The sequence below is a fragment of the uncultured Candidatus Puniceispirillum sp. genome (assembly GCF_963979125.1).
Classification (GTDB): Bacteria; Pseudomonadota; Alphaproteobacteria; order Puniceispirillales; family Puniceispirillaceae; genus Puniceispirillum.
The window spans coordinates 21445-32935 of record NZ_CAXBVX010000012.1 but is presented as its reverse complement, the minus strand read 5'-3'; the positions used below and the strand labels follow the sequence as shown (position 1 = coordinate 32935).

Genomic DNA, 11491 nt, shown 5'->3' with positions numbered 1-11491 from the left:
TGATACCAGCACCGGCATTGGAACAGGAAGTTTGGCTAGTGGTACCGGCAAATATAAAGGTGTAAAAGCTTTGCCAACTTTTCAAACCACATTCCAAATTGACGCAACGCACAGCGTTTACGAATTTAAATGGTAAACAGAGGCGCAAGCAGATTTAAATTTGACAAACTTTTATTAGGCTAAAAACAGTTGGGCGGGCAGCGCCTAATTTTTAGCTACCCGCCCTTCATGATTATCATTATACAAAGGAATAAATTATGTCTTTAAACAATAAACTAGTTCAATCAATGTCTAATAGAAACGTAGGTGACTATCTTGACCTATTGCACGAAGATTTCGTAGCAACATTTCATAAATCTGGCGACACTTTTTCTAAATCGGAATGGGCGCCTATGGTTACTGGGATGATGGAAAATGAAAAATTCATCCAAGAATCCTCCCGCTGTGTTTATGAAAATGACGATATCCTAGTAATGCATACTTTTATGTCCTACCCAGATGATAGCAGAGAAGCTGTCATGTTGGTCGCCATGCTGAAAGACGGTAAAATTATCAGCATGGAAACGGGCGCTACTGCCTTAGATTAAGTTTATTGGAGGAGAAACAGAAATGGCATTAGCTATGGGACTCTCCGTTCATAAAAAATCAAGAAAAATGGAGAAGAGTGATGACTGTTAATTTAGGGCAAAAGACATTTAATTTTGGATTAAAAGTACCGGCAGAAAAGGCTGCAGAGGCTGAGGCTACAATAAGAGACCATGCAAAATGGATGCGTGAAACACACAGCTACGATAATAGCAAAATCCAGCTAGTGCATTACTATGTCTCTAAGTCAGACGAGATGGTAAATCCTGCCGCCCCTGACGACGGGACAACAGGAAATGTGTTATTCACTATCAATGAGGTATATGTCCAACCAGAAGGAATTGGGCAACATATGGAAGCAGGACAGCAATGGCCTCATTTCCAAAGCTTCATGGAAGTTCTGACAACCTATGGCGATATTCTCGTGCTAAATGGAGACGTCATCGAGTCCCTGTAACGTAACCCACAGCAGGCTTGTACAAACGTTAGTTTCCAAGCATCACTAGAACTAGCTGAACATTATTTAAAAGAAAAATACATGGCCATTTTAGCAGTAGCGATTCCAATATTGCCCGGAAAATTGGATGCTTGGAAAAGTGTAGTTCTCGACCAGATGACTGGAGAAAACAAAACCCATACAGATATGATTCGTGAGAATGCTGGTGTTCATGAACGTTCTTTTCTTCAAGAAACCCCTGACGGACACTTAGTGATTTTGACCTTCGAGGGAGCAGATCCTTTAGCTGGATGGGGAAAGATTATGGCTAACCTACCTCCAGAGTTTGCAACCGCTGCAATGGAGTTGCATGGTTTAGATGTGAATGAACCACCACCACCTCTCCCTGAGTTGATATATGATAGCAAAGCGTAACGCCCTAAACCATCTAATGAGATGGGCTTTTTCTGTTATGCCAAAAGCTTTTGTGAGTAAATGATTTCTAAGATTGGAAGGTATATAATGTCTAAAGGTTATGTAGTTGCTAACATAAGGGTCACGGACCAAGACAGGTTTCAAGAATTCTCTGGCATGGCAGGGCCAGCCATTAAAAAATATGGTGGTAGGGTGCTTGCTCGTGGTCCAGATGCTGACAGACTTGAAGGCGATGTCAGTGGCATCGTTATGATGATTGAGTTTGAAAGCAAAGAAGCTGCAAATACATTTTATCATAGTGAAGAGTATCAAGCCGCAAAAGCTGTAAGAGAAGAATGTTCTGACACTGATTTCATGATTATAGAAGGCGTGTCTGATTAACCTTCAGCACGCAATCTTCCACACACACCTATCCTATACTCAGAGGAAAATCAGATAGCACTTAGCTAGTCACTTACTCTGTAATGATAACAATAAGCTTCCACTGTGAAACAAACTGTGAAACATCTGTGCGCATTGACAGTGATTCAGTAACACGTAAACTGGCAGAAACAGTGCATTTCTATTGGTAATGGTGCATCAAAGTAGCGCAGACCTACTCGCTGGTAGCACCATCCTCCTCACATGCTAAATCAGTTCAGAATAAAAACAGTCACTCGCTTTGTTAAACGCTAAGCGTTTCCAGCGACCGAACCATCGCCCAACATATCATCTTGATCACCAGTGCGCGTCACATCCACATTGCTCGCAATCATAACGCCATTGCTAGAAAAAGTTAGTTTACCATCCCCATCCCCATCCCCATCAACACTCACCAGCACCGTATCGCCGTCGCCAAAGGTGCCTTTTAACAAAGCCTCAGCCAACGGGTTTTGCACCGCGTTCTGGATTACCCGTTGTAATGGCCGCGCACCAAAATGTGGATCATAGCCCTTTGCACTCAGCCATGCGACCGCAGCATCATCCAAGGTCAGGGTAATTGAGCGCTGAGCCAGACGCGCCGCCAGCGTTGCAATTTGAATCTTGACAATTGCGCCCATGTCATCACGCGAAAGACGCCGGAACAGTAAGGTCTCGTCAAGCCGATTTAAAAATTCTGGTCTGAAGGTAGCCGCCACATCCGCCATCACCTTGCCTCGAGCATCGTCGCTGGATGCGCCATCGGGCAACTCCAGCAAATAATCCGCACCAATATTAGAGGTTAGCAAAATCATGGTATTACGGAAATCAACCCGCCGTCCTTGGCCATCAGTCAGATGACCTTCGTCAAGCACCTGTAGAAGCACATTGAAAATATCTGGATGCGCTTTTTCAACCTCGTCGAACAAGATCACCTGATAGGGACGTCGGCGCACTGCCTCGGTCAAACTGCCGCCATCTTCATAGCCAACATAGCCAGGCGGCGCGCCAATAAGCCGTGCAACCGCGTGCTTTTCCATATATTCAGACATATCAATGCGCAAAACCGCCGCGTCATTATCAAACAGAAATGCCGCCAATGCCTTGGCCAGTTCGGTTTTACCAACGCCAGTCGGTCCCAGCATCAGAAAACTGCCCATTGGTTGATCGGGATTGGCAAGCCCTGCCCGGGCACGCCGTGTGGCATTTGCCACCGCCTTCAAAGCGGCATCTTGACCAATGATCCGCTGGCTAATGATTTTCTCCATCGCCAACAATTTTTCGCGTTCGCCTTCCAGCATCTTATCCACAGGGATTCCTGTCCAACTACTGATGACCTCAGCAATATGCTGACTGGAAACTTCTTCGTTAACCAAATCTGATTTCGACACAGCTTCTTTTGCTGCGGCAATTTCCTGTTCCAGCCCAGGCATGATCGCATAGGTCAACTCGGCAGCTTTTTCCAAATCCCCCTCACGCTGCGCGACGTCAAGATTATGCCGCGCATCTTCAAGCGCTTGTTGCAAACGTCCAACTTCACCCATTTGCGATTTGACCTCATTCCAAGCGTCGGTCAGCTTTGCTGATTTAGCTTCAAGGTCTGCAAGCTCTTTTTCGATCGCCGAAAGACGTTTGTTCTGTGAGTCTTTACTTTCTTTAAGCAACGCGGCCTGTTCTATCTTTAGCTGGATGATATGCCGGTCTGTCCGGTCAAGATCATCCGGCTTGCTATCTGACCGGATACGCAAATGGCTAGCCGCTTCATCCATCACATCGATGGCCTTATCGGGCAGAAAGCGCTCATTAATATAGCGATGCGACAACCGTGCAGAAGCGATCAGCGCTTCATCAGTAATCCGCACGCCATGATGCAATTCATATTTTTCCTTGAGGCCGCGCAGAATGAAAATCGAGTCCTCAACATTCGGTTCATCAACAAAAACTGGCTGGAATCGGCGTGTAAGTGCAGCATCTTTTTCCACGTGCTGGCGATATTCATCCAATGTGGTCGCCCCGATACAACGTAATTCACCCCTTGCCAGGGCTGGTTTCAACAAGTTCGACGCATCCATAGCACCATCACTTTTACCTGCCCCAACAAGCTGATGCATTTCATCAATGAACAGGATTATCTCACCATCGCGATCCTGCACCTCTTTCAAGACACCTTTCAAACGTTCTTCAAATTCACCACGATATTTAGCGCCCGCAACAAGTGTGCCCATATCAAGCGATAACAGGGTTTTATTAGCTAACGCCTCAGGCACATCAAAATTAACAATGCGTTGCGCCAACCCTTCGGCAATAGCTGTCTTACCAACACCTGGCTGGCCAATCAGAACTGGATTGTTTTTTGTCCGACGCGCCAGAATTTGAATCGCACGGCGCACTTCGGCATCACGGCCAATAACCGGATCAAGCTTGCCACGTCGTGCCGCATCAGTCAGGTCAGTTGTATATCGTGACAAAGCATCATATGTGTCTTCGGCCCCATCATTATCGGCACTTCGCCCTTTGCGCATATCAATAATCGCACTAGCAAGCCTGTCAGCAGTAACACCTACCTTGGCGAAGATATCCTTTAGCCCGCCTTTAACCATTGCCAGAAGCAATATATCAACTGCTATAAATTGATCTTTGAAATTTTTGGCTTCCGTCTCGGCAGCCGCCAAAATACGCGCCAGATCATTATCCATCTGTAGCTGGCCAGCACCGCTTCCTGTTACCGCAGGCATTGATGCCAAATTTGTCTCAAGCGCGGCGCGTAAAGCGGCTCCATCACCACCAGCGCGACCGATCAGGCTTCGAACCATGACATTGTCGTCGCCCAGCATCGCCAGCAATATATGTTCGGCTGTCAGGCGTTGATGATTAGCATTCAGAGCCGCATTCTGGCCAGCCGTCAAAGCATTGCGCACAAGCGCAGTAAATTTATCAGTTTGCATCACACACATCACCCTTTCCTAAAAAGTGGGTTGCCTTTAACTGTGGACTGTCTGGCAAAAAATGGACACAGTAATCGGTGGCCAGACTTCGGCAACATCCTCGTTTATGACTTCATGATTAAGACATAGGAATATGCTATTCATAATTCAATATTTGTACTGTCATTTATCTTCTATCTTGCGCATGAAATCTTGCCTATGATGGCGCAACTTACTGGTTTTCAGGCATCAAACGAACATTACCCATGAAGATTTCAACGCGTGAATTTATGACAACCGAATGGCGGTTTCTGCTGTTTGGATTATTGATGGCGCTTTTCTCGTCACTTGGACAGACTTTCTTTATTTCACTTTTTTCCAGCGAAATACGCGGCGCACTTTCGCTCAGCCATGGCGATTTTGGTACTTATTATGCGGTGGCCACGACTGCCAGCGCAATCACTTTGCTCTGGCTTGGCAAGCTAGCCGACGTGATGCGGGTGGAAAAGCTGGCATTGGTGGTTTTATTGTCACTATCCGGCGCGGCGTTATTCTTTAGCCAGATACAATCAGTCACTATGTTGGTGATCGGGTTGTTCATGCTTCGCCTGTTTGGTCAGGGCATGACGACGCACACCTATGCCACAGCGATTGCACGACGTTACATCAGCGCAAGAGGCCGGGCATTGTCAATTGCACAGCTTGGTCACACGCTTGGCGAATCCATCGCCCCAGTCAGCGTTGTAACGATGATGCTAATTATCGACTGGCGTACAATTTGGATGATTTTACCTTTTGGTGCGCTGTTTCTGCTGGCACCGTTTTTACGCTATCTGACCCAACGCACACGCTTGCAGGATGGCGGTGGTCTAGAGGGCCTAAACACCCAAAATGCAGATACCGCCAACACCAACAATGAAAATCATGCGCATGATAATCATGTTTTTGGCAATGATGCTGGCTTTGATGGTCAGCATTGGCGTCGCCACGATGTCATTCGCGACCGAACATTCTGGTTCGGGTTAATGTGGCTAACCGCCGTGCCTTCTTATGTTTTGACAGGCGTAATGTTTCATCAAATTTATCTGGCTGATCTGAAAAATGTATCACTAGCCAGTTGGACAGCCAATTATGTACTTTATGCAGTGTTTGCCGTGATTGGTTCACTTGCCGCTGGCCAGCTTGTTGACCGCTTTACCGCACGGCGCGTAGCTCCCTATACGATGCTCCCAACAACACTTGCCTGTATTTGCTTATATTTTGCTGACAGTGTCATGGGCATTTCATTATTTTTCATGCTATTCGGCCTTGCAGGTGGCACCCCAAATGCCGCGACCACAGCGATCATCGCCGAAGCCTATGGCACCCGATACCTTGGTGAAATTAAGGCGATTTTTTTACCTATCAGCGTTTTTGGTTCGGCACTGTCACCAATGATATTGGGGCTGATGATTGACCTTGGCGGCGGGTTGGCACTGATACTGGGATCTTGCGCGATGATTGCCATTTTTGCACAGGCTTCATCAATGATCGTTCTTGGACATTTTCGTAAGGGCTGATAAATGTGAAATTAATCAGACAGTCGCAACAAACAGGATTTGTAATGCTTGTATATAAAATACATGCCGCAGGCATGCTGACATGGGACAGAATTCTTTTGGCAAGCGTGGTGATGTTCACGCTAACCATAGGTGCCATGCATTCCGTCAGCGCATCTGATCAGATGGACAAATGGCAAGGGGTCTGGTTTTCTTGTGAATTTGCCCAGCGTCAGCGCGCACCTGATGATGGATGTTTGATGTTTGACGATGAAGGCTTCACCTTCACCGATGGCAGGTTAAATTATGTTCGTATCACCGAATCTGATGAAACCGCATGTAGAGGTGAAAAAGTTGGGCAATGTTTCCGACGTGATCGCGCGGCGATTGCCATAACCTCTCAAGATCGTGGCAAACTTGATATGGGCACAACCAACTTTACTGTCCGGTTTTTAGGCTGCAAACAGCTTTTCCATTTCAATGATACAACTGACTATCGTGAAATATGGCCTGATGAAGATCGTTGCTTCTGGGCTGGCAAGCGACACTTTTATATTGCACCTTACGCTGGCAACGTTGAATTTATTGATCAATAAACGTGCTAGCACGATTGCGGACATGATTATGAATAACTCAGAAATAAATAGCGTTTTTGCACATATGCCCGACTTTGGCTTCATTGCCATTGGCGGAAGCGAGGCAATTGACTTTCTGCAATCGATCATCACTGCCAATGTTGAAACGCTGGCTGATGGGGCGATGCGTCAGGGCGCACTTTTAACCCCACAAGGGCGTATATTGACCGATTTTATGATCTATCGGATTGCAGCAAATGAATTTATTCTTCAATGCGAAGCAGATCGCTCCGATGATCTCTATACACGCTTGCGTCGATACCGTCTGCGGCGGCCTGTTACAATTGAAAAGCGAAATGATCTTGTTTGCCATATCTGGTGGCATCTGGACATGGTTCCTGCATCCATGCCGAACCTGTTTGCCGATCCACGCGACAGCGCGCTTGGTTATCGCTATCTGGGCGCTGATGCCAATACATTATTAGGCACACATGGCGCAAAACCTGGTAATATTGATGACTGGCATGCAATTCGTATTGCCAAAGCCATACCACAAGGTGCGCTTGATCTTACCCCAGAGCGTGCATTAATGCTTGAGGCTGGGCTAGATCATCTTAACGCGGTTGATTTTGAAAAAGGCTGTTATATCGGCCAGGAGGTAACAGCAAGAACGCATTATCGCGGTTTAGTCAAACGGCGGCTTGCGCCTTTTGTGATTGACGCTATACCTCAGCCGTCAGCAGATATTGTGCTTGATGAATCACTTATTGGCACCTGCAAATCCGTTGCGCCAACTTCGGGAGATGGCGCCATAGCCCTAGCACTTGTGAAACTAAGTGATCTTCATGCCATTCGCAAATCTGTTAATAATCTCTCACTTACCATTGATGGCCACGCTGCACAGCTAGCATTGCCTGACTGGATGCTACCTTTGCCTGCGCTTGCCAAAACAGACAGCTAAAGCCTGTATCAAGAGCTGTCTATTGTGCTGTCCAGCCACCATCCATTATCAGCGATGTACCCGTTATGCTGGCTGATGCCGAACCACATAGAAATTGCACAGCAGCGCCGACATCATCAGCTTCGGTGAAAGTTCCGCTTGGCATTTTATCAGCAACAAGCAAGCTGGCTTCTTCATCAAGAGATTTGCCCGATGCTTTTGCACGCGCCACAATCTGTTGTTCAACCAGCGGGGTTCTTACCCATCCAGGGCAGATCGCATTAACCGTAATGCCACCACGCGCATGTTCTAGTGCCATTGTCTTGGTCAAACCAATCACCCCATGCTTTGCCGCGACATAAGCAGCTTTATCTGGTGAGGCGACAAGACCATGCACTGATGAAATATTGATAATCCGCCCCCAATCCGCAGCCGTCATATGCACGGCTGCCGCCGCTGAGGCATGAAACACCGCCGACAGATTGATCGCCAGCACATCATCCCATTTATCAATGGGAAACTCTGCTACTGGTGCGACATGCTGAATACCTGCATTGTTAATTAATATACCGATACCGCCAAAGCGCTTGGCAGCCTTATCGATCATTGCACGAACCGCCTTTGGGTCGCGCATATCCGCCGGATCATGTGTTGCCATATGTGCGCCAGCAACCATAAGGCTATTACATATATCGGCAATTTCATCATCCGTTCCCAGACCACCAATGCTGATGTTCATACCCTCGCTCGCCAAGGCACGCGCTATCGCCAGTCCGATACCTGACGTTGCCCCTGTTACCAGTGCGTGCTTAACATCCATTATTTATTACCTTTGCTAAACAAGGCATCAGCAGCGGCGCTGACCGCACCCTTGTCGGCTATCAAGGTTTTAGCATGGATAATTTCTGCTTCCATGCGCTCAATATAGTTCTGTAAATCTTCAATATTCCAGCTTTGCATATCAGCCGGCAGGCCAGCCGGTTTCAGCTTTTCCAGTTCATCATCCATGACACAATCCATTCATCTTGCCTAATGGCCAAATACGTCTTTATGCATAATGTGCATTTTTACCAGCCGCGTCAAAGGCAGGCTTTGCATTGTGTTTTAAACCAGCTTATACTATAGCCACGTTTCCAGTTATTTATGTAACAACGGCGCGGCGGGCTGCACGGATTTATTGCAGTATACCGACGCAGCAAAGGTAGGATATGATGACTCAGCTTCTTATGCCAAAGGCAACTGCCGTGTGGCTTATCGATAATACCAGCCTGTCATTTGAACAGATCGGTGATTTTTGCAACCTTCATGTTCTTGAGGTGCAATCAATTGCTGACGGAGAAGCCGGTATTGGCATTCAAGGATATGATCCAGTTCAAAATGCTCAGATAACACAGCAAGAGCTTGATCGTTGTCAGGCCGACAGCACTGGCCGCCTCGTTCTGGCAACATCGAATCTGCCAACACCAAACCGCCGTACCAAAGGGCCACGCTATGTGCCAGTGGCGCGCCGTGGCGATAAGCCAGATGGGATTGCATGGCTATGCAAGCATCACCCTGAACTAAAAGACACCCAGATTATCAAACTGATTGGTACGACAAAGGAAACTATTGGTAAAATTCGCGAAAAGTCGCATTGGAATATCGCCAATATCACAGCCAAACATCCAGCCATGCTAGGGCTATGCGCGCAAGCCGATCTTGATGCCGCGATTGAAAAAGCTGGCGGTTCACCCCATTCAGAAGAACAGCTTTCAAATATGACCGAACTGCCATAAATCAGGTAATCACAACCTATCAAAGGAAACACTAATTTAAGGGGATGTTTTCGAAGCGATGGAAAAAGCACAGCAAAAGGCGGCTTTGGCTAATAAGCTTTATCAGCTTGAAAGCGAACATCGTGACCTTGACGAAGTGATTGGAAGGTTGGGCGATGACAAGCCCTTTGATCAGCTGAAATTACAACGGCTGAAAAAGCGCAAGCTTATTTTAAAAGATGAAATCACTAAACTTAAAGCCGGTATTCTTCCTGATATTATCGCCTAATTCTAAAATTAGCCCAATCTACCTGATTCAGTAGCGAAGTGAGTATGACATGGCCAGCCCCTCCCCATCTTCGACATCCTCTTCGGTTGCAAAGGTAGCGATTTGCATGGGAAGCCAGTCTGACTGGAAAACCATGCAGGAAACAGCAACGTTACTTGAGGCACTTGGCGTCACGCATGAAACCAAAATCATTTCGGCGCATCGCACACCTGCTCGCCTTGCTGAATTTGCTGAAACCGCCCATGAAAACGGCTTTGCCGTTATCATAGCTGGCGCAGGCGGTGCCGCACATCTACCAGGCATGATAGCCGCACATACACATCTGCCGGTATTGGGGGTGCCCGTTGAGTCAGCCGCGTTAAAGGGGATGGATTCGCTATTGTCAATCGTCCAGATGCCCGCCGGCGTGCCAGTAGGAACCTTGGCGATTGGTGTACCAGGCGCTAAGAATGCCGCCTTGATGGCAACGCAGATTTTAGCCCTTCAGGACGACGCCTTATCGCAACGCCTGATCGCCTGGCGCGATGCCCAAACAGCCAATGTTGCGGATATACCAGAATGATCATCGGCATATTGGGAAGCGGGCAACTAGGGCGGATGTTGATAATCGCCGCCGCCCAACTGGGTATAAAGGCACATATTTTTGCCCCAGATGCCACAAATAGCCCTGCTGGTGACATCGCTTTTGCTACAACCGAGGCAGCCTATGATGACCATGATGCACTTGTAGCATTTGCCAATTCAGTCGATGTGATCACCAGTGAATTTGAAAATGTTCCAGCCACAACACTTGATATTCTGGCAAAACACAAAACAGTCAGCCCCGGTATTGCCGCCTTGCACACTGCCCAGCATCGAATTCGTGAAAAATTACTAGCACGCGACCTTGGGATTGATACGCCTGCTTTCTGGCATGTTACAAATGCCGCCTCGTTGCATACAGCCATGACTAAGTTGAATAAAGACGGCATTTTAAAAACCTGTACACTTGGCTATGACGGCAAGGGACAGGTCAAAATCTCACCGACAAGTGATTTTGACGCTGTTTTTGCATCTCTGGAATCGGATGATGTAATTCTCGAAGAAATGATACCTTTTACCGCTGAAGTCAGCTTTTTAATCGCCCGCGCACGTGATGGAAGCTCACGCGTATTTCCAGCCAGCCTAAATCAGCATAAGGATGGTATCCTTGATCAGTCTGTTGCGCCAGCCGCGCTTGATGACAAGCTAATAACAGCCGGTACTCAGGCGGTAACAAAATTGGCCGATGCGCTGGACTTGTTCGGTGTCATGGCTCTTGAATGTTTTATCACTGATGATAACAGGTTGCTTTTCAACGAAATTGCGCCGCGCCCGCATAACTCTTTTCACTGGACAATCGAAGGCTCCGCGACCAGCCAATTTACGCAACTTGCCCGCGTTCTGGCTGGAATGCCATTTGGCTCTGTCAGCACTTACGGATGTTGGCAGATGGATAATCTGCTTGGCGAACATATGGAAAATGTCCCCGCATTACTGGCAAATGATCAAGTTCATGTACATTTGTATGGCAAAAGCGGTGCCAAAAAAGGCCGCAAGATGGGACACACTAACCGTCAAATCGGTTGATTGTTGAG

The 11491-nt window shown here is 47.3% G+C and carries 14 protein-coding genes; 11 read left to right on the top strand and 3 right to left on the bottom strand.

Annotated features, from left to right (window positions below):
- The first annotated feature begins 257 nt into the window (after positions 1 to 257).
- From ABNT28_RS02670 to ABNT28_RS02655, 4 genes are all read left to right on the top strand, one after another.
- On the top strand, positions 258 to 587 hold the full coding sequence (locus ABNT28_RS02670) for a hypothetical protein (RefSeq protein ID WP_332924258.1): 330 nt from the start codon (positions 258 to 260) through the stop codon (positions 585 to 587).
- A gap of 80 nt (positions 588 to 667) precedes the next feature.
- On the top strand, positions 668 to 1042 hold the full coding sequence (locus ABNT28_RS02665) for a hypothetical protein (RefSeq protein ID WP_348720976.1): 375 nt from the start codon (positions 668 to 670) through the stop codon (positions 1040 to 1042).
- 81 nt (positions 1043 to 1123) lie between these two features.
- On the top strand, positions 1124 to 1456 hold the full coding sequence (locus tag ABNT28_RS02660) for a hypothetical protein (protein WP_332924260.1): 333 nt from the start codon (positions 1124 to 1126) through the stop codon (positions 1454 to 1456).
- An 87-nt stretch (positions 1457 to 1543) separates the two neighbouring features.
- Complete coding sequence (locus ABNT28_RS02655) at positions 1544 to 1837, top strand: DUF1330 domain-containing protein (RefSeq protein WP_332924261.1); 294 nt, start codon at positions 1544 to 1546, stop codon at positions 1835 to 1837.
- A gap of 290 nt (positions 1838 to 2127) precedes the next feature.
- Here ABNT28_RS02655 and clpB read toward each other — a convergent pair whose 3' ends face one another.
- Complete coding sequence (clpB, locus tag ABNT28_RS02650; RefSeq protein ID WP_332924262.1) at positions 2128 to 4800, bottom strand: ATP-dependent chaperone ClpB; 2673 nt, start codon at positions 4798 to 4800, stop codon at positions 2128 to 2130.
- 245 nt (positions 4801 to 5045) lie between these two features.
- Here clpB and ABNT28_RS02645 point away from each other — a divergent pair, with 245 nt between their 5' ends.
- The 3 genes from ABNT28_RS02645 to ABNT28_RS02635 are packed head-to-tail and all read left to right on the top strand — an operon-like array spanning position 5046 to position 7853.
- The gene (locus tag ABNT28_RS02645) at positions 5046 to 6338 is read left to right on the top strand and encodes an MFS transporter (RefSeq protein WP_348720975.1); all 1293 of its coding nucleotides are present in this window, start codon (positions 5046 to 5048) and stop codon (positions 6336 to 6338) included.
- A 44-nt stretch (positions 6339 to 6382) separates the two neighbouring features.
- The gene (locus ABNT28_RS02640; RefSeq protein ID WP_332924774.1) at positions 6383 to 6913 is read left to right on the top strand and encodes a hypothetical protein; all 531 of its coding nucleotides are present in this window, start codon (positions 6383 to 6385) and stop codon (positions 6911 to 6913) included.
- Positions 6914 to 6941: 28 nt separating this feature from the next.
- Positions 6942 to 7853: a folate-binding protein gene (locus ABNT28_RS02635; RefSeq protein WP_348720974.1), complete on the top strand. Its 912-nt coding sequence runs from the start codon at positions 6942 to 6944 to the stop codon at positions 7851 to 7853.
- A 19-nt stretch (positions 7854 to 7872) separates the two neighbouring features.
- Here ABNT28_RS02635 and ABNT28_RS02630 read toward each other — a convergent pair whose 3' ends face one another.
- Entirely contained in the window at positions 7873 to 8652 is a 780-nt protein-coding gene (locus tag ABNT28_RS02630) for a 3-hydroxybutyrate dehydrogenase (protein WP_348720973.1), read from the bottom strand.
- A complete protein-coding gene (locus tag ABNT28_RS02625; protein ID WP_332924389.1) occupies positions 8652 to 8840 on the bottom strand; it encodes a DUF1192 domain-containing protein in 189 nt (62 codons plus the stop codon). The genes ABNT28_RS02630 and ABNT28_RS02625 overlap by 1 nt, the downstream gene beginning before the upstream one ends.
- Before the next feature lie 203 nt (positions 8841 to 9043).
- On the opposite strand from ABNT28_RS02625, the gene ABNT28_RS02620 reads away from it, so the two are divergent.
- Genes ABNT28_RS02620 through ABNT28_RS02605 form a run of 4 tightly spaced genes read left to right on the top strand, consistent with a single transcriptional unit; the run spans position 9044 to position 11483 of the window.
- Positions 9044 to 9607: a DUF1013 domain-containing protein gene (locus ABNT28_RS02620; protein WP_332924390.1), complete on the top strand. Its 564-nt coding sequence runs from the start codon at positions 9044 to 9046 to the stop codon at positions 9605 to 9607.
- Positions 9608 to 9665: 58 nt separating this feature from the next.
- Entirely contained in the window at positions 9666 to 9875 is a 210-nt protein-coding gene (locus ABNT28_RS02615) for a DUF465 domain-containing protein (RefSeq protein ID WP_332924391.1), read from the top strand.
- Between the two features lie 49 nt (positions 9876 to 9924).
- Complete coding sequence (purE, locus tag ABNT28_RS02610) at positions 9925 to 10437, top strand: 5-(carboxyamino)imidazole ribonucleotide mutase (protein ID WP_332924392.1); 513 nt, start codon at positions 9925 to 9927, stop codon at positions 10435 to 10437.
- Positions 10434 to 11483 carry a 5-(carboxyamino)imidazole ribonucleotide synthase gene (locus tag ABNT28_RS02605; protein WP_348720972.1) on the top strand — a complete coding sequence of 350 codons (1050 nt, stop codon included), beginning with the start codon at positions 10434 to 10436 and terminating at the stop codon, positions 11481 to 11483. Before purE ends, ABNT28_RS02605 begins: the two co-directional genes overlap by 4 nt.
- The last annotated feature ends 8 nt before the right edge of the window (positions 11484 to 11491 follow it).

Excerpts from the sequence above, each read along its gene's own strand:
- ABNT28_RS02630 (WP_348720973.1), bottom strand. The coding sequence starts at position 8,652 with ATGGATGTTAAGCACGCACTGGTAACAGGGGCAACGTCAGGTATCGGA.
- purE (WP_332924392.1), top strand. The coding sequence starts at position 9,925 with ATGGCCAGCCCCTCCCCATCTTCGACATCCTCTTCGGTTGCAAAGGTA.
- clpB (WP_332924262.1), bottom strand. The coding sequence starts at position 4,800 with ATGCAAACTGATAAATTTACTGCGCTTGTGCGCAATGCTTTGACGGCT.
- ABNT28_RS02645 (WP_348720975.1), top strand. The coding sequence starts at position 5,046 with ATGAAGATTTCAACGCGTGAATTTATGACAACCGAATGGCGGTTTCTG.
- ABNT28_RS02640 (WP_332924774.1), top strand. The coding sequence starts at position 6,383 with ATGCTTGTATATAAAATACATGCCGCAGGCATGCTGACATGGGACAGA.
- ABNT28_RS02655 (WP_332924261.1), top strand. The coding sequence starts at position 1,544 with ATGTCTAAAGGTTATGTAGTTGCTAACATAAGGGTCACGGACCAAGAC.
- ABNT28_RS02605 (WP_348720972.1), top strand. The coding sequence starts at position 10,434 with ATGATCATCGGCATATTGGGAAGCGGGCAACTAGGGCGGATGTTGATA.
- ABNT28_RS02670 (WP_332924258.1), top strand. The coding sequence starts at position 258 with ATGTCTTTAAACAATAAACTAGTTCAATCAATGTCTAATAGAAACGTA.
- ABNT28_RS02660 (WP_332924260.1), top strand. The coding sequence starts at position 1,124 with ATGGCCATTTTAGCAGTAGCGATTCCAATATTGCCCGGAAAATTGGAT.
- ABNT28_RS02620 (WP_332924390.1), top strand. The coding sequence starts at position 9,044 with ATGACTCAGCTTCTTATGCCAAAGGCAACTGCCGTGTGGCTTATCGAT.
- ABNT28_RS02665 (WP_348720976.1), top strand. The coding sequence starts at position 668 with ATGACTGTTAATTTAGGGCAAAAGACATTTAATTTTGGATTAAAAGTA.
- ABNT28_RS02635 (WP_348720974.1), top strand. The coding sequence starts at position 6,942 with ATGAATAACTCAGAAATAAATAGCGTTTTTGCACATATGCCCGACTTT.
- ABNT28_RS02615 (WP_332924391.1), top strand. The coding sequence starts at position 9,666 with ATGGAAAAAGCACAGCAAAAGGCGGCTTTGGCTAATAAGCTTTATCAG.
- ABNT28_RS02625 (WP_332924389.1), bottom strand. The coding sequence starts at position 8,840 with ATGGATGATGAACTGGAAAAGCTGAAACCGGCTGGCCTGCCGGCTGAT.